General features: G+C 64.5%; 13 protein-coding genes and 3 pseudogenes. 14 read left to right on the top strand and 2 right to left on the bottom strand.

Annotated features, from left to right (window positions below; all coding sequences use genetic code 11):
- Positions 1–32: 32 nt before the first annotated feature.
- Positions 33–1,871, bottom strand: coding sequence for an IlvD/Edd family dehydratase (locus RX327_RS17090; RefSeq protein WP_317250917.1), 1,839 nt, complete (start codon positions 1,869–1,871; stop codon positions 33–35).
- Positions 1,872–2,081: 210 nt separating this feature from the next.
- Positions 2,082–3,110, bottom strand: coding sequence for a LacI family DNA-binding transcriptional regulator (locus tag RX327_RS17095; RefSeq protein WP_317250918.1), 1,029 nt, complete (start codon positions 3,108–3,110; stop codon positions 2,082–2,084).
- Between the two features lie 206 nt (positions 3,111–3,316).
- Here RX327_RS17095 and RX327_RS17100 point away from each other — a divergent pair, with 206 nt between their 5' ends.
- The 14 genes and pseudogenes from RX327_RS17100 to RX327_RS17165 all read left to right on the top strand — a co-directional run bounded on the left by RX327_RS17100 (position 3,317) and on the right by RX327_RS17165 (position 17,819).
- Positions 3,317–4,384, top strand: a complete 1,068-nt coding sequence (locus RX327_RS17100; protein ID WP_317250919.1) for a sn-glycerol-3-phosphate ABC transporter ATP-binding protein UgpC — start codon at positions 3,317–3,319, stop codon at positions 4,382–4,384.
- 76 nt (positions 4,385–4,460) lie between these two features.
- A complete protein-coding gene (locus tag RX327_RS17105; RefSeq protein ID WP_317250920.1) occupies positions 4,461–5,780 on the top strand; it encodes an ABC transporter substrate-binding protein in 1,320 nt (439 codons plus the stop codon).
- A gap of 109 nt (positions 5,781–5,889) precedes the next feature.
- Positions 5,890–6,847: pseudogene (locus RX327_RS17110) on the top strand (carbohydrate ABC transporter permease).
- Positions 6,840–7,763, top strand: a complete 924-nt coding sequence (locus RX327_RS17115; protein ID WP_317250921.1) for a carbohydrate ABC transporter permease — start codon at positions 6,840–6,842, stop codon at positions 7,761–7,763. Before RX327_RS17110 ends, RX327_RS17115 begins: the two are co-directional and overlap by 8 nt.
- Positions 7,764–7,815: 52 nt before the next feature.
- Positions 7,816–8,802, top strand: coding sequence for a D-erythronate dehydrogenase (gene denD, locus RX327_RS17120; protein WP_317250922.1), 987 nt, complete (start codon positions 7,816–7,818; stop codon positions 8,800–8,802).
- Between the two features lie 152 nt (positions 8,803–8,954).
- Complete coding sequence (locus RX327_RS17125) at positions 8,955–9,911, top strand: sugar kinase (RefSeq protein ID WP_050386357.1); 957 nt, start codon at positions 8,955–8,957, stop codon at positions 9,909–9,911.
- Positions 9,908–10,558 (top strand): bifunctional 4-hydroxy-2-oxoglutarate aldolase/2-dehydro-3-deoxy-phosphogluconate aldolase, encoded by a 651-nt coding sequence (eda, locus tag RX327_RS17130; protein WP_317250923.1) that lies wholly within the window; start codon positions 9,908–9,910, stop codon positions 10,556–10,558. Before RX327_RS17125 ends, eda begins: the two co-directional genes overlap by 4 nt.
- Before the next feature lie 45 nt (positions 10,559–10,603).
- Positions 10,604–11,773, top strand: coding sequence for an acetyl-CoA acetyltransferase (locus RX327_RS17135; RefSeq protein ID WP_317250924.1), 1,170 nt, complete (start codon positions 10,604–10,606; stop codon positions 11,771–11,773).
- 1 nt (position 11,774) lies between these two features.
- A complete protein-coding gene (locus tag RX327_RS17140; protein ID WP_050386354.1) occupies positions 11,775–13,313 on the top strand; it encodes a class I adenylate-forming enzyme family protein in 1,539 nt (512 codons plus the stop codon).
- Positions 13,314–13,456: 143 nt separating this feature from the next.
- Complete coding sequence (locus tag RX327_RS17145; RefSeq protein WP_028334995.1) at positions 13,457–13,657, top strand: hypothetical protein; 201 nt, start codon at positions 13,457–13,459, stop codon at positions 13,655–13,657.
- A gap of 167 nt (positions 13,658–13,824) precedes the next feature.
- A complete protein-coding gene (locus RX327_RS17150) occupies positions 13,825–15,027 on the top strand; it encodes a CoA transferase (protein WP_317250925.1) in 1,203 nt (400 codons plus the stop codon).
- 11 nt (positions 15,028–15,038) lie between these two features.
- Positions 15,039–16,207: pseudogene (locus RX327_RS17155) on the top strand (acyl-CoA dehydrogenase family protein).
- A 121-nt stretch (positions 16,208–16,328) separates the two neighbouring features.
- Positions 16,329–17,463: pseudogene (locus RX327_RS17160) on the top strand (thiolase family protein).
- Positions 17,460–17,819, top strand: a complete 360-nt coding sequence (locus RX327_RS17165; RefSeq protein WP_317250926.1) for a Zn-ribbon domain-containing OB-fold protein — start codon at positions 17,460–17,462, stop codon at positions 17,817–17,819. The pseudogene RX327_RS17160 and the gene RX327_RS17165 overlap by 4 nt, the downstream one beginning before the upstream one ends.
- Positions 17,820–17,958 lie beyond the last annotated feature (139 nt).

Raw genomic sequence — 17,958 nt, forward strand, 5'->3', positions numbered from 1 at the left:
CCGGGTCGCGCCCGGCAATGACGGTTTGCGGCCTAGTGATTATCCCGGGCCACGCCAAACGTGCCGGCGACGTTCTGATAGCGCGTGGCAAGCTCCATGCAGGCGCCCGTCGACTGCTGGCCGACGGTGTTGCGGTAGATCTCCTGCCACGGCGTCTGGTTCGGCGGATGCTTGAAGCCGCCATTGGCCCTGAGCTCGGCATGGCGCTTCTTCAGCTCCTCGTCCGAGATCATGATGTTGGCGCTGCCCTTGTTGAGGTCGATACGCACCTTGTCTCCGGTCTTCAGGATCGCAAGACCGCCGTTGGCGGCGGCTTCCGGCGAAGCATTGAGGATGGAGGGCGAGCCCGAGGTGCCGGACTGGCGGCCGTCGCCGATGCAGGGCAGGGACAGGATGCCGCGTTTGATCAGCGCCGCCGGCGGCTGCATGTTCACGACTTCGGCGCCGCCGGGATAGCCGATCGGGCCGGTGCCGCGGATGAACAGCACGCAGCGCTCGTCGATGTCGAGCGAGGGATCGTCGATCCGCGCGTGATAGTCCTCCGGACCCTCGAACACGATGGCGCGGCCCTCGAAGGCGTTGAGATCCTTCGGGTTGCTGAGATAGCGGTCGCGGAATTCCTTGGAGATCACGGAGGTCTTCATGATCGCGGAATCGAACAAATTGCCCTTCAGCACCAGGAAGCCGGCGTCCTTCACCAGCGGCTTGTCGTAAGTCCAGATCACGTCGTTGTCGGGCTCCGGCGCATTCTTGCAGTTCTCGCCGATGCCGCGGCCGTTGACCGTGACCGCGTCCTCATGGATGCGCTTGTGCTTCATCAATTCGCGCACCACCGAGGGCACGCCGCCGGCGCGGTGATATTCCTCGCCGAGGTAGAAGCCGGCCGGCTGCATGTTCACCAGCAGCGGGACGTCATGGCCGTATTTCTGCCAGTCCTCGATCGAGAGCTCGACGCCGATGTGGCGGGCCAGCGCGTTGATGTGGATCGGCGCGTTGGTCGAGCCGCCGATGGCCGAGTTGATCACGATGCAGTTCTCGAACGCCTTGCGGGTCAGGATGTCCGAGGGCTTCAGGTCCTCCCAGACCATCTCGACGATGCGTTTTCCGGTCTCGTAGGCGATCTGGCCGCGCTCGCGATAGGGGGCGGGGATCGCCGCGCAGCCCGGCAGCGAGAAGCCGAGCGCTTCGGCAAGCCCGTTCATGGTCGAGGCGGTGCCCATCGTGTTGCAATGGCCGACCGAGGGCGCCGAGGAGGCCACGATCTCCATGAACTCTTCATAGTCGATCTCGCCGGCCGCGAGCCGCTCGCGCGATTTCCATACGATGGTGCCGGAGCCGGTGCGCTCGCCATTGTGCCAGCCGTTCAGCATCGGGCCGCCCGACAGCACGATCGCGGGCAGGTTCACGGTGGCCGCCGCCATCATGCAGGCGGGCGTGGTCTTGTCGCAGCCGGTGGTGAGCACGACGCCGTCGAGCGGATAGCCGTAGAGGACCTCGACCAGGCCGAGATAGGCGAGGTTGCGGTCGAGCGCCGCGGTCGGGCGCTTGCCGGTCTCCTGGATCGGGTGGGTCGGGAATTCCATCGCGATGCCGCCGGCTTCGCGGATGCCCTCGCGGACGCGATGGGCGAGCTCGATGTGGTGGCGGTTGCAGGGAGAGAGGTCGTTGCCGGTCTGGGCGATGCCGATGATCGGCTTGCCCGACTGCAACTCGGCACGGGTGAGGCCGTAGTTCAGGTACCGCTCCATGTAGAGCGCGGTCATGCCCGGGTTGTGCGGGTTGTTGAACCATTCCTGCGAGCGAAGCCTGCGGCCCTTGCCCTTGCTGGTCGCGCCTGCGGCGTCGTGCCCGTTGGTGGGGGATTTTGTCATTGATTTCTCCCGCAATGCAAACTGGTGGGCCCATTCAAGGGCTCTGGTTCAACGTCGTTTCTACCTTGCGCAAATCGTCGTGCATTACAAACCCGACCGATCACGCACAGGTGTTTCGTGTGATGGATTGGACCTTAGTTGAAGGGTCTTGGTTGCGCTATCATTTTATCATTTTTCGCGTCCCTTATGACGGGCAGCTGCCGGGCGACGTCAATTGCGTCGCGCCGAGCTTTGCCGTTCCATGACACTGAAGCCGAGATCGACGACGGGTTCGGCGGGCCGGCGCCCTTCCAGCGTCTCGATAACCATCACGGCAGCGTTTCTGCCCATTTCGTATCGATTGGTGCGCACGCTGCTCAAGGTCGGCTCGCTCGAGGCCATGAATTCGAGGTCGTTGAAGCCGACGATCGCGATCTGCCCGGGCACTGCGATCTCCCGGCGCCGGCATTCGAACAGCACGCCGAGCGCGAGGTCGTCATTGGCGCAGAACACCGCATCGATGTCGGGCTCCTTGGCGAGCAGGTCGGCAAACAGCGTCCCGCCGAGCGTGACCGAGGTTGGGATCGCCGTTGTCACAATAAGCTGTGGATCGAACAGCCCAGTGTCGGTCATCGCGGAGCGATAACCGTCGAGCCGGCGCTGCACCCGCGGATCCATCCGCGCGCCGAGGAATCCGATCCGCCGGTAGCCTTGCGCGAGCAGGTGGGCGATGGCCGCTTTTGCGGCGTCAAAATGCGAGAATCCGATCATCATGTCGATCGGGGAGGGACCGACCTCCATGATTTGGACGATCGGACAATCGACCGTCTCCATGATGCGGCGGGAATCGGCGGTCTGGTTGATGCCGGTAATGATCAGCCCGGCGGGCTTCTGTGCCAGAAACAGACGCAGCAGGCGCTCTTCCTGCAGGATGCTGTAGCGGGTGTTGGCGAGCTGAATGCTGTAGCGGCTGCCGTCGAGCGCATCATAGATGCCGCGAAGCACGTCGGAGAACACGTTGTTGGTCAGCGACGGGATCAGGACACCGATCACCTCGGTGCGCTGCGACGCAAGCGCGCGTGCCGCGAGATTGGGCACGTAGCCGAGCTCTTTTGCCGCACTTTCGACCCGCGCGCGCTTGCCGGCCGAAAGTGCTTCCGGATTCCTGAAGAACCGTGAGGCCGTAATCGGACTGACACCGGCGAGCTTCGCGACTTCGGCGAGCCGGATCTTGCCTGGCGTGATGCGCTTTCGGGCCATTTGCCGCTCATATCACGACGTTCGTCGCAGACAAACTGATATTGACAGCGCTACCAAGCGATTGCTAATCGAACGATTGCCAAAACCGGATAAACTGCGGACAATAACGCCAGTCCAACAGCGCCGCGCACCCAGCGCGGCCGGAACAAAACAGAGCGGTGGCGGCACTCGTCGTACGTCGTCGGGAACTTGAGGGAGGGAAGTGGATGTCGTCTGTGCAAATCCGCGACGTGCGGAAATCGTTCGGCAATTTTGAAGTCCTGCACGGCGTGACGATTCCGATCGAGGACGGCCAGTTCGTCGTCCTGGTTGGCCCCTCCGGCTGCGGCAAGTCGACGCTTCTGCGCATGCTCGCCGGGCTCGAGAACATCACCTCCGGCACGATCTCGATCGGCGACCGCGTCGTCAACAATGTCCAGCCCAAGGAGCGGGACATTGCGATGGTGTTCCAGAACTACGCGCTCTATCCGCACATGACGGTGGCCGAGAACATGGGCTTCTCGCTGAAGCTGCGCGGCGCCAAGCCCGAAGAGATCTCGACCGGCGTCAAGCGCGCCGCCGAGATCCTCGCGCTGTCGCCGCTGCTCGACCGCTACCCGCGCCAGCTTTCCGGCGGCCAGCGCCAGCGCGTCGCCATGGGCCGCGCCATCGTGCGCGATCCGCAGGTCTTCCTGTTCGACGAGCCGCTGTCGAACCTGGATGCCAAGCTGCGCGTCGCCATGCGCACCGAGATCAAGGAGCTGCACCAGCGGCTGAAGACGACGACCGTCTACGTCACCCACGACCAGATCGAGGCCATGACCATGGCCGACAAGATCGTCGTCATGCATGACGGCATCGTCGAGCAGATGGGCACGCCGCTCGAGCTCTACGACAAGCCCGACAACCAGTTTGTCGCCGGCTTCATCGGCTCGCCCGCGATGAACTTCCTCAAGGGCAATGTGAAGGTGAACGGCGCCGCCTATTTCGAGGGACCGAACGGCGTCAAGCTGCCGCTCAAGACCGCACCGGCGGGCTCGGACGGCCGGCCCGCGGTCTACGGCGTGCGGCCGGAGCATTTCACCATCGCCGATGACGGCGCCGAGGCAGAGATCATCGTGGTCGAGCCGACCGGCTCGGAGACGCAGGTGTTCGCCAAGGTCGGCGGCGAGCAGGTCGTCGCGGTCTTCCGCGAGCGTCACCAGTTCAACCCGGGCGACAAGGTGCGGCTGAAGCCCGACCCGTCACTGGTTCATCTGTTCGACAATTCGACGGGGAAACGACTGAACAGCTGACGGACCGATCGATCTTAATGGCCGACCAACAGGCCAGATCAAAAACAATAAAAACACAATCATAGGGAGAAGGACGATGCACGATTTTACTCGCCGCTCGCTACTTCAAGGCGGAACGGCACTGGCTGCGACCGGCATGCTGACCGGGCCGGCACTGTTCGACTTCGCCAAGGCCTGGGCGCAGAGCGCGCCCTGGAAGGCCGAGCCCGGCGCCAAGCTCACCGTGATGCGCTGGAAGCGCTTCGTGCCGCAGGAAGACGATGCGTTCAACGCGATGGTGGCGGCGTTCAAGGCTGCGACCGGCACCGAGATGAACGTGTTCAGCGAATCCTTCGAGGACGTGCAGCCGAAGGCCTCGGTTGCGGCCAATACCGGCTCCGGGCTCGATCTCGCCTGGGGCCTGCACACGCTGCCGCAGCTCTTCCCCACCAAAGTGCTGAAGATGAACGACGTCGCCGATTATCTCGGCCAGAAGTATGGCGGCTGGACCGATGCGGCCGCCAAGACCTGCAAGCAGGGCAACGACTGGCTCGGCATTCCCGTCGCGACCGTCGGCGGCTATTTGACCTACCGCAAGTCGGCGGTTGAGAAGGCCGGCTTCAAGCAGGTGCCGTCCGACTTCCCGGCCTATCTCGAACTGTGCAAGGCGCTGAAGAAGAACAACACGCCGGCCGGATTCGCGCTTGGCCATGCCACCGGCGACGCCAATGCCTGGGTGCACAACATCCTCTGGGGCCACAATGCCTGGACCGTCGACAAGGACGACAAGGTCATCATCAACTCGCCGGAGACGATGAAGGCGCTGGAATATGCCAAGGCGCTGTCGGAGACCTTCATTCCGGGTGTCGCATCCTGGAACAACTCCTCCAACAACAAGGCGTTCCTGTCTGGCGAACTATTCCTGACCTCGAACGGCATCTCGATCTACATCGCCGCCAAGGACGACCCGAGCAAGAAGGAGCTCGCGGACGATATCGACCACGCGCTCTGGCCGGTCGGTCCGGTCGGCAAGCCGACCGAACTGCAGCTCGCTCTGCCGATCCTCGCCTTCAACTTCACCAAATATCCGAACGCGGCGAAGGCCTTCGTCGCCTTCATGCTGGAGAAGGAGAACTACGAGAAGTGGCTGGATGGCGCGCAGGGCTACCTGACCCAGACCTTGAACGCCTACAACTCGGCTCCGGTGTGGACCGCCGATCCGAAGAACGCGGTGTTCGGCCAGGCCTCGAAGCGCGCGCTGCCGGCGTCCGGTATCGGCACGGTCGGCGAGAAGGCGGCGACCGCAATCGCCGATTTCATCGTCGTCGACATGTTCGCCAACTACTGCACCGGCGCCAAGGATACGAAGGGCGCGATGGCGGATGCCGAGCGCCAGCTGAAGCGCATCTATCGCTGATGTGATGGCCGCGGGCGGCGGAGCGCCGCCGCCCGCGTCATCATTGGAATGCCATCATTGGAATATTGCGTAGTCATGCTCAATCCGTTGAGCAATCGGGACATCGCCTATGGCTGACATCGCCCTTGCGCCGCGACGTGCGAAAACCGAAATCCGCGAAGCGACCGCCTGGGATCAGCTCCGCCATAACAAGAACTGGCTCGGCTTCTGGTTCATGGTGCCGGCCATGGCGTTCCTGATCTTCTTCCTGGCCTATCCGCTCGGGCTCGGCATCTGGCTGTCGTTCACGGACACGCGCATCGGCAGGGTCGGGCAGTTCATCGCCACCGAGAACTACGAGTGGCTCTGGGACGACTCCATCTTCTGGCTGTCGGTGTTCAATACGCTGCTCTACACCTTCGTCGCCAGTGCCTTCAAATTCGCGATCGGACTCTATCTCGCGCTGCTGCTCAACGAGCACATGCCCTTCAAGGCGATGCTGCGCGCGATGGTGCTCATCCCCTTCATCGTTCCGACCGTGCTCTCGGCACTCGCCTTCTGGTGGATCTTCGACTCGCAATTCTCGATCATTTCCTGGTCGCTGAAGCACCTTGGCCTGATCACCCAGAACATCAATTTCCTCGGCGATACCACCTGGGCCCGGATCTGCGTGATCTTCGCCAATATCTGGCGCGGCGTGCCGTTCGTTGCGATCACGCTGCTCGCGGGCCTGCAGACCGTCTCGCCCTCGCTCTATGAAGCGGCAACACTCGACGGCGCCACGGTGGCAGAATTTCCGCTACATCACCTATCCGCTGCTGACGCCGATCATCGCCGTCGTGATGACCTTCTCCGTGCTCTTCACCTTCACCGACTTCCAGCTGATCTGGGCGATGACCCGTGGCGGTCCCGTCAATGCCACCCATTTGATGGCAACCCTGTCCTATCAGCGCGCGATCATCGCCGGGCAGCTGGGCGAGGGGGCCGCGATCTCCAGCGCCATGATCCCGTTCCTGCTCGCCGCGATCATGGTGTCCTGGTTCGGCCTGCAGCGTCGCAAGTGGCAGCAGGGAGAAAGCAATGACTGATCTTCCTGCCTCGAAAGTCGATCTCAAGGCCGTCATATCGGCGCCGTCGCGCGTCGACAACAGCGAGGGCATGAGCTACCTGCAGTCGGTGCCACGCAGGCTCGTGACGCTCTATCTGCCGCTCACGATCATCGTCGTCGTTCTGCTGTTCCCGTTCTACTGGATGGCGCTGACGTCGGTGAAGCCCGACGAGCAGCTGCTCGATCTCGACAAGTACAATCCGTTCTGGACCTGGAATCCGACGTTCAAGCACTTCCACAAGCTGCTGTTCGAGAGCTACTATCCGCATTGGCTCTGGAACACGATGTACGTGGCGATCTGCGCCACGGTGCTCTCGATCGTCGCATCGGTGTTCGCGGCCTACGCCATCGTGCGGCTGCGCTACAAGGGCGCCAATCTCGTCGGGGGGCTGATCTTCCTCGCCTATCTCGTGCCGCCGTCGATCCTGTTCATTCCGCTCGCCACCGTCGTGTATCAGTACGGCCTCTTCGACTCGCCGCTGGCGCTGATCCTGACCTATCCGACGATCCTGATCCCGTTCTCGACCTGGCTGTTGATGGGCTATTTCAAGACCATCCCCTTCGAGCTCGAGGAGTGCGCCCTGATCGACGGGGCGAGCCGCTGGCAGATCCTGATCAAGATCGTGGTGCCGCTCGCGATTCCCGGCCTGATCTCGGCCTTCATCTTCTGCTTCACGCTATGCTGGAACGAGTTCATCTATGCGTTGACCTTCCTGCAGTCGACCAGCAACAAGACGGTGCCGGTCGCGATCGTCAACGAGTTCGTGGACGGTGACATCTACCGCTGGGGGTCGCTGATGGCCGGGGCGCTATGCGGCTCGCTGCCGCTGGTTATTCTTTACGCGTTCTTCGTAGAGCATTATGTCTCGGCGATGACGGGTGCCGTGAAGGAATGAGCGCGCAAGGCCCGCAGCTGAATTCGAACAAGACAAGAAAAGGAGTAGGCTCTTGCACATTCTGGTTCTGGGCGCCGCCGGCATGGTCGGCCGCAAACTGACCAAGCGTCTCTTGCGCGAGGGCCGCCTCGGCAAGCAGGAGATCACCCGGATGACGCTGCAGGACGTGGTCGCGCCGGCCAAGCCTGCGAACGCCTCGATCCCCGTCAATGTGGTCGCATCCGATTTCGCCGATGCCGGGGCCGCGGCGCCACTGATCGCCGGCCGCCCCGACGTGATCTTCCATCTCGCCGCGATCGTCTCGGGCGAAGCCGAGCTCGATTTCGACAAGGGCTACCGCATCAACCTCGACGGCACGCGGATGCTGCTCGATGCGATCAGGCTCGTCGGCGGCGGCTACAAGCCGCGCGTCGTCTTCACGTCCTCGATCGCGGTGTTCGGTGCCCCGTTTCCGGATGCGATCGGCGACGAGTTCTTCCACACCCCGCTGCTCAGCTACGGCACCCAGAAGGCGATCGGCGAACTCCTGATCAACGATTACACCCGCAAGGGCCTGCTCGACGGGATATCGATCCGCCTGCCGACCATCTGTATCCGGCCGGGCCTGCCCAACAAGGCGGCATCGGGCTTCTTCTCCAACATCATGCGCGAGCCGCTTGCCGGCAAGGAAGCGATCCTGCCGGTGTCCGAGGACGTCCGCCACTGGCACGCCACGCCGCGCTCGGCCGTCGGCTTCCTGCTTCACGCTGGCACCATGGATCTTAATGCGATGGGGCCGCGGCGCAATCTCAGCATGCCCGGGATGTCCGTCACCGTCGGCGAGCAGATCGCGTCGCTAGAGCGCGTCGCCGGCAAGAACGTTACCGCGCGGATCAAGCGGGTGCCTGATCCGACCATCATCAGCATCGTCTCGGGCTGGCCGCGCGATTTCGCCACCGACCGCGCGCTGAAGCTTGGCTTCACCACGGCCGAGAAGACTTTCGACGATATCATCCGCATTCACATCGAAGACGAGCTCGGCGGCAATTTCGTCGCCTGAGAGCGGGCTAAAGCATGATCCGGAAAAATGCGAAGCGGTTTTCCCTCGCGACAAACGCGGAACGCGTTTGCGCGGAGATCATGCTCAGACAAGGGGCTAAGGCGCGATGATGATTCAACCAAGCTTCATCGCGCTCTAGCGCGGCGCTCGAGATGACCAGAGTTGCCAGCATCGGCGAATGCATGATCGAGCTGCGCCAGGCCCCTGGCGGCCAGCTCGGCGGGCTGTATTCGCGCTCCTATGGTGGCGACACGCTCAACACCGCGGTCTATCTGTCCCGGCTCGGCATCCACGTCGATTACTTCACGGCGCTCGGCGATGATGCCCTGAGCGATGAGATGATCGCGGGCTGGGCGAGCGAAGGCATCGGGACCAAGCATGTCGTGCGATCGGCGGGCAAGCTGCCCGGCCTCTACCTGATCCAGACCGACGACAAGGGCGAGCGGCGCTTCTTCCACTGGCGTGACAGCGCCGCCGCCCGCGACCTGATGGATCTGCCCGAAACGGAAGACATCCTGAACTCACTCGCGACCTATGACGTCGTCTATCTCTCGGCGATCACGCTCTCGATCCTGCGCGAGGATGGGCGGGAGCGATTGCTGGCGGCGCTGAAGCGTGCGCGGCTGCTGGGGACGCGGTTCGCGTTCGACACCAATTTCCGCGCCCGCGGCTGGCCGGACCTGAACATCGCGCGGAAGGCCTTCAGCAGCGCGTTCGAGACGGCCGATATCGTGCTTGCCTCGACCGAGGATCTGGCGCCGCTTTATCCCGGCGAGAGCAACACGGCGCTGCTGGCGGGTATCTCGAGCCCCGAGGTGGTGCTGAAGCTCGCCGAGCCGGCCTGCATCGTGCGCTCGGCCGGCGGAACGCGCGAGGTGAAGGCGGAGCAGCTTACCAAGCCGGTCGTCGATACCACCGCGGCAGGCGACAGCTTTGCCGCCGCCTATCTCGCCGCCCGGCTCGGCGGCGCCGAGCCCGAGGAGGCGGCGCGCGCCGGCCATCGGCTGGCCGGGGTCGTGGTGTGCTATCCCGGCGCGATCATTCCGCGCTACGCCATGCCGCCGAAAAAGGCGCTTCGTCTCCCACCATCCCGCAAGGCCTCGCAATGACAACAACATCGAAGCAGGACCAGATCGCCGAGCTGATCCGCCAGGCCACCGTGATCCCGGTGCTGACCATCGAGCGGCTCGAGGACGCGGTGCCGCTTGCGAAGGCGCTGGTCGCCGGAGGCGTGCGGACGCTCGAGGTGACGCTGCGGACGGCGGTCGCGGTCGACGCGGCTAGGGCCATCATCGCCGGTGTGCCGGAGGCGATCGTCGGGATCGGCACGATCCTTAATGGTGACGACCTGGCGCGCGCCGAGGCGCTGGGCGCCAAATTCGGCATCAGCCCGGGTGCGACGCCCGAGCTGTTGACGGCGGCAGCCGCAAGCCGGCTGCCGTTCGCGCCGGGCATTGCCACGGCCTCCGAGCTGATGATGGCGCTGTCCTACGGCTTCGACGTCGCAAAATTCTTCCCGGCCGAGCAGGCCGGGGGCATCAAGGCACTGCGGGCTCTGGCCGGACCATTTCCGCAGGTCAGGGTGTGCCCGACCGGCGGGGTCAGTGAGGCCAATGCGGCGACCTGGCTCGCCGAGCCGAATGTACTGGCGGTCGGCGGTTCCTGGCTGTGCCCGGCGGCCGATATCCGCGCCGGCAATTGGGCCGGCATAACGGCCATGTGCGCGACGGCGATGAAAACGCTGAAAGCCGCCTGAAGATACGCTACATAACCCTCCGAACAGGAACAGGGAGATACAGCCATGACCGCCAGCATCGTGGGTTGGGCGCACACGCCATTCGGAAAATTCGACGCGGAGACCGTCGAGGGTCTCGTGGTCAAGGTCGCCAACGAGGCGCTGGCTGACGCCGGCATCGCCGCGTCCGACGTCGACGAGATCGTGCTCGGCCATTTCAACGCCGGCTTCTCCCCGCAGGATTTTACCGCCTCGCTGGTGCTCCAGGCCGACCCGAAGCTGCGCTTCAAGCCGGCGACCCGCGTCGAGAACGCCTGCGCCACCGGCTCCGCCGCCGTTCACCAGGGCCTGCGCGCGATTGCCGCAGGGGCCGCCAAGATCGTGCTGGTCGTCGGCGTCGAGCAGATGACGCGCACCCCTAGCGCCGAGATCGGCAAGAACCTGCTCAAGGCGTCCTACCTGCCCGAGGACGGCGACACCGTCGGCGGCTTCGCCGGCGTGTTCGGCAAGATCGCCAGCTCCTATTTCCAGAAATACGGCGACCAGTCCGATGCGCTGGCGCTGATCGCGGCCAAGAACCACAAGAACGGCGTCGCCAATCCCTTCGCCCAGATGCGCAAGGACTTTGGCTTCGACTTCTGCCGCGCCGAGAGCGAGAAGAACCCTTACGTTGCTGGCCCCTTGAAGCGCACCGACTGCTCGCTGGTCTCCGATGGCGCCGCGGCGCTGGTGCTGGCCGATGCCGAGACTGCCAAGGGCATGAGCAAGTCGATCGGCTTCCGCGCCACCGCGCACGCCCAGGACTTCCTGCCGATGAGCAAGCGCGACATCCTCCAGTTCGAGGGCTGCACGGTCGCCTGGCAGCGCGCCCTTGAAAAGGCCGGCGTGACGCTGTCCGATCTCTCCTTCGTCGAGACCCATGACTGCTTCACGGTCGCCGAGCTGATCGAGTACGAAGCGATGGGCCTGACGCCGAAGGGGCAGGGTGCCCGCGCCATCAAGGAAGGCTGGACGCTCAAGGACGGCAAGCTGCCGATCAATCCCTCCGGCGGCCTGAAAGCCAAGGGCCATCCGATCGGCGCCACCGGCGTCTCGATGCATGTGATGACCGCGATGCAGCTCGCGGGGCAGGCCCCCGAGGGCATGCAGCTCAAGAACGCCAAGCTCGGCGGCATTTTCAACATGGGCGGGGCTGCGGTCGCCAACTATGTCTCCATCCTGGAGCCGGCGAAGTAGCTTGAACATTGCCGAATGGCTGGCGGCGACGGCACGGGCGCGTCCCGACGCGCCGGCGCTGCTGACCGGTTTCGATCTCGACGCCGACTACGCCACCTTTGCCCGCCGCGCCGCCTCGATCGGGGCGGCGCTGGCGCGTGATCACGGCATTGCCGCGGGCGACCGCATCGCGCTGTTTGCGTCGAACTGCACGCAGTATCTCGAATGCCTCTACGGCATCTGGTGGATCGGCGCCGCCGCGATCCCGATCAACGCCAAGCTGCACGGCCGCGAGGCGGCGTGGATCTGCGGCAATGGCGGCGCCAAGCTCGCCTTCGTCTCCGATGACACGATCGGTGCGTTGAACGAGGCGAAGGACGACTGCCCCGCCGGCATGACCACGCTGTCGGTCGACAGCGACGCTTACAAGACGATGCGAGGCGGCGAGGGGCCACCTGCGCCGCTGCCGCGCGAGAGCAACGATCTCGCCTGGCTGTTCTACACATCGGGCACCACCGGCCGTCCCAAGGGCGTGATGCTCAGCCACGGCAATCTGGTCGCGATGTCGCTGTGCTATCTCGCCGACGTCGATCCGGCGACGCCGCAGGATGCCTCGCTCTATGCCGCGCCGATCTCGCATGGCGCCGGCCTCTACAATTTCCCGCACGTCCGGATGGGCGGTCGCCACGTCGTGCCGGAGTCCGGCGGCTTCGATCCGGATGAGGTGCTCAACCTCGGCCGCCAGCTCGACAATGTCGTGATGTTCGCGGCCCCGACGATGGTGCGCCGCCTGGTCGATGCCGCGAAGAAGCGCGGCGAGAACGGCGAGGGGCTGCGCACCATCGTCTATGGCGGCGGTCCGATGTACACGGCCGACATCACCGATGCGATGGCGACGATGGGCCAGCGCTTCGTGCAGATCTACGGCCAGGGCGAGTCGCCGATGACCATCACGGCGCTGTCGCGCGGCTGGCACGCCCAAAGCGATCATCCGCGCTATCTCGAACGGCTGGCTTCGGTCGGGCTGGCGCAGAGCGTCGTCACCGTGCGCATCACCGACAAGGACGGCAACCCGCTGCCTGCCGGGGAGACCGGCGAGATCGAGGTCAAGGGCGCGACCGTGATGCTCGGCTACTGGAACAATCCGAAGGCCAACGCCGAGACATTGAAGGACGGCTGGCTGCGCACCGGCGATGTCGGCCGGCTCGATGCCGACGGCTTCCTCACGCTGTCGGACCGCTCCAAGGACGTAATCATCTCCGGCGGCACCAACATCTATCCGCGCGAGGTCGAGGAAGCCCTGCTGACCCATCCCGATGTCCGCGAGGTCTCGGCCATCGGCGTGCCGGATCCGGAGTGGGGCGAGATCGTTGTCGCCTGCGTCGTGCTCGCGGACGGCGCCGCCGCCGACGACGGCAAGCTCGACGCGCATTGCCTTGCCTCGATCGCCCGCTTCAAGCGGCCCAAGCGCTATGTCTATCTCGGTGCACTGCCGAAGAACAATTATGGCAAAGTGCTGAAGACCGCGCTGCGGGAGATGCTGGCCAAAGGCATGGGCTAAATCGCGGCGAGGCTGGGTTGAATCGAAAACATCGAAAACAACCCCATGCACAGTAGGGATTGGGGTCGCTAAAGCGGTTAAGGGATAGGCCGCCGCCTCCCGCCGCGCTAAGCTGCCTGTGCTTGTCACCGGGAGAACGGACCATGGGAATCGAGACGTCTCTGTCGCTGTCGGAAGTGAACGATCGCATCGCGATCCTCCGGGACAATATCAGGCAGCTGATCGAGCAGGCCGCAGGCGCAGCCGGCGCCGAAGTCGAGGAGCGCATCGCCGAGCGGCTCGAGCAGCAGAATGCGGAACTGGAAAAGCTCCTGAAGGCGCGCGAGGTGATGACGGGGCAGTAGCCGGCATAAGGGCGGCGGTGAATCCACTTCGTTTTGCCCACCTTGCGTTCCGCCGCACGGAAGCGGCCCGGCCGCAGCCATGCATACGCCCATACGCCCGGCGCAGCTTGATCTCTTTGAAAAGCTCCCGTTACTAGCTCCATAACCACGACATCCGGGAGCGAACGATGGGGCCGCTGAAGGGCATCAAGGTCATCGACATGACCACCGTGCTGATGGGTCCTTATGCGACCCAGATGCTCGGCGATTACGGGGCTGATGTCATCAAGGTGGAATCGCTGGATGGCGACGTCACCCGGCTGATCGGCCCGATGCGACACGCCGGCATGGGCCCGGTGTTTCTCAACACCAACCGCAGCAAGCGCTCGATCTGCCTCGACCTGAAAAAGCCCGCCGGCCGCGAGGCCGTGCTGCGGCTCATCCTGAAGGACGCCGATGTCCTGGTCTACAACGTCCGCCCGCAGGCCATGGCGCGGCTTCAGCTCGGTTATGACGTCGTTTCCAAGGTCAACCCTCGTCTGGTCTATGCCGGCGTGTTCGGTTTCGGTCAGGACGGGCCCTATGCCGCGAAGCCCGCTTATGACGATCTGATCCAGGGCGCCACTGCGCTGCCGTCGCTGATGGCGCAGACCGGCGACGGCGTACCGCGCTACGTGCCGAATGCGCTGGTCGACCGCATCGTCGGCCTCACCGCCGTCGGGGCGATCTGCGCCAGCCTCGTGCACCGCGACCGCACCGGCCGTGGCCAGCGCGTCGACATCCCGATGTTCGAGACCATGGCCGGCTTCGTCATGGGCGATCACATGGGCGGGCTCACCTTCGAGCCGCCGCTCGACAAGGGCGGCTATGCCCGCCACCTCTCGCGCGACCGCAGGCCGTACAAGACCTCGGACGGCTATCTCAGCGTCATCGTCTACAACGACAAGCAGTGGGAGAATTTCTTCAAGGCCACGGGGCGCGACGATCTGCGCGCCGATCCCAAATTCGCGACGTTCGCCGGCCGCGCCGCCAACATCGATGTGGTCTACGCCGAACTTGCGCGCATCTTGCAGACCAAGACGACGGCCGAGTGGAACGAGATCCTCGAAAAGGCCGACGTGCCGGTGATGCCGATGCACGATCTCGAAAGCCTGCTGGAGGACCCTCATATGGTCGCGACCGGCGTCTTCCCCGTGGTCGATCACCCGACCGAGGGCCGGATCCGCAGCATGACGCCGTCGGCACGGTGGTCGGAGACCAAGGTCGAGCCGAGCCGGCTGGCGCCGCGGCTCGGCGAGCACAGCGCGGAGATTTTGCAGGAGGCAGGTTTCTCCACCGAGGAGATCGCGGCGATGGTGCGCGACGGCGCGGCCAAAGCGGTGCAGGCATAGGAGCACGACAGATGGATTTCGCACTCTCCGCCAACCAGGAATCGATCCGCGATGCCGTCGCCAAGATCTGCTCGCGCTTCGACGAGGCCTACTGGCTGAAGAAGGACAAGGAGGGCGGCTATCCGTCCGACTTCCACCGCGCACTGGCGGACGCCGGCTGGCTCGGTATCTGCGTGCCGGAAGAATATGGCGGCTCCGGGCTCGGCATCACCGAAGCCGCGGTCATGATGCGAACCATCGCGGAGTCGGGGGCCGGCATGTCCGGCGCCTCCGCGGTGCACATCAACGTGTTCGGGCTCAATCCCGTCGTCGTGTTCGGCACCAGGAAGAACAGCGCAGGCGCATGCTGCCGCCGATGGTCGAGGGCCGCGAGAAGGCCTGCTTTGCCGTGACCGAGCCCAATACCGGTCTCAACACCACGCAGCTCAAGACCCGTGCGGTCGCCAAGAACGACCGCTACATCGTCAACGGCCAGAAGGTGTGGATCTCGACCGCGCAGGTCGCACACAAGATCCTGCTGCTGGCGCGCACCACGCCGCTGGAAGAGGTGCGCTCGCCCACCCACGGCCTCAGCCTGTTCTACACCGATTTCGACCGCAACAGGATCAAGGTCCACGAGATCGAGAAGATGGGCCGCAAGATCGTCGACTCCAACGAGCTGTTCTTCGAGAATTTCGAGATCCCGGTCGAAGACCGCATCGGCGAGGAAGGCCGCGGCTTCGAATACATCCTGCATGGCATGAATCCGGAACGCATCCTGATCGCGGCCGAAGCCGTCGGCCTCGGCCAGATCGCGCTGAAGCGGGCGTCGGAATACGCCAAGGGCCGCATCGTGTTCAATCGGCCGATCGGCATGAACCAGGCGATTCAGCATCCGCTGGCGAAGTGCTGGATGGAACTGGAGGCTGCCTGGCTGATGGTGCTGCGCGCCGGCTGGCAGTATGACCAGAACCTGCCCTGCGGCCCCGCGGCCAACTCCGCAAAATATCTCGCGGCGGAAGCCGGCTTCCGCGCCTGCGAGCAGGCGGTCATGACCCATGGCGGCTTCGGCTATGCCAAGGAATATCACGTCGAGCGCTACTTGCGCGAAGTGCTGATCCCGCGCATCGCGCCGGTCAGCCCGCAGCTGATCCTCAGCTTCATCGGCGAGAAGGTGCTCGGCCTTCCGAAGTCGTATTGATGATAGGAAGTTCCCACGGCGTCATTCCGGGGCGATGCGAAGCATCGAGCCCGGAATCTCGAGATTCCGGGTCTGGTCCTTCGGACCATCCCGGAATGACGATGGAGAAGGTAGAGACACGATGAGCTTCATCACCGGCGTCGGCCTCACGCCGTTCGGCAAGCACGAAGACTCGTCCTCGCTCGACCTGATGAGCAAGGCCGCCCAGGCCGCGCTCGACGATGCCGGGCTGAAACGCTCGGACATCGACGGCATCCTCTGCGGCTACTCTACCGTCTCCCCGCACATCATGCTCGCCACCGTCTTTGCCGAGCATTTCGGGATCCGTCCGTCTTACGCCCATGCCGTGCAGGTCGGTGGCGCCACGGGACTGGCGATGACGATGCTCGCGCATCACCTGGTCGACGCCGGTGTTGCAAAACACGTGCTCGTCGTCGCCGGCGAGAACCGCCTCACCGGACAGAGCCGCGATGCCTCGATCCAGGCGCTGGCGCAGGTCGGCCATCCCGACTACGAGGTGCCGCTCGGCCCGACCATTCCCGCCTATTACGGCCTCGTCGCGAACCGCTACATGCACGAATACGGCCTCACGCAGGAAGACCTTGCCGAGTTCGCGGTGCTGATGCGCAAGCACGCGCTGACGCATCCCGGCGCGCAATTCCACGAGCCGATCACTGTTGCCGACGTGATGGCCTCCAAGCCGGTAGCGATGCCGCTCAAGCTGCTCGACTGCTGCCCGGTCTCCGACGGCGGCGCGGCGTTCGTCATCAGCCGCGAGCGGACAGGGAGCGGGGGTGCGCATCCGCGGCTGCGCCCAGGCGCATACCCATCAGCATGTCACGGCCGCGCCTGGCCTCAGCGAGCTCGGTGCCGAGATCTCCATCGCGCGCGCCAGGCAGGCGACAGGCCTTGCCATCTCCGACGTGCGTTACGCCGCGATCTACGACAGCTTCACCATCACGCTCGCGATGCTGCTGGAAGACCTCGGCCTTGCCGGCCGCGGCGAGGCGGCCGCGCGCGTCCGCGCCGGCCATTTCGGCCGCGACGGTGCCATGCCGCTCAACACCCATGGCGGTCTGCTCAGCTATGGCCATTGCGGCGTCGGCGGCGCCATGGCGCATCTGGTCGAGGCGCATTTGCAGATGACGGGCCGGGCGACGAATCGGCAGGTGCGCGATGCCTCGATCGCGCTGCTGCACGGCGACGGCGGCGTGCTGTCGTCCCACGTGAGCATGTTCCTGGAGCGCGTGCGATGAGCGGACGGATCGTGGACTGGACCAAGGGCACTGAAGCCATCGTCTACCAGACCTGCAAGGGCTGCGGCGCGCGGCAATATTTCCGCCGCAGCTTTTGCGCCGCATGCGGTTCGCCGGATCTTGCCGAGCGTCGCGCGAGCGGGGCAGGGACGGTGTATGCGACCTCGCTGGTCTGCCGCGCCGCGACGCCGGAGACGCGGGCGCACGTGCCATACAATATCGTGCTTGTCGATGCCGACGAGGGCTTTCGCATGATGGCCCATGGCGACAACAACCTCGCCATCGGTGACAAGGTCGCGGCGCGCTTCACGCAATTCGCGGGGAGATTGGTTCCGTATTTCGCAAAGACGAAATGAGGGGCTGAACGATCCAGTCAGAACGCGAGACCAGGCTGAACAGGTTCGCTCTTGCCCCTCATAGTTTGCGGATACTAGTGCCAATAAAAGATGCTGGCGATGACGAGCATCGCCGTCACCGCCAGCATATGCGCAAGCG

Source organism: Bradyrhizobium sp. BEA-2-5 (assembly GCF_032918025.1).
Lineage (GTDB): Bacteria > Pseudomonadota > Alphaproteobacteria > Rhizobiales > Xanthobacteraceae > Bradyrhizobium > Bradyrhizobium pachyrhizi.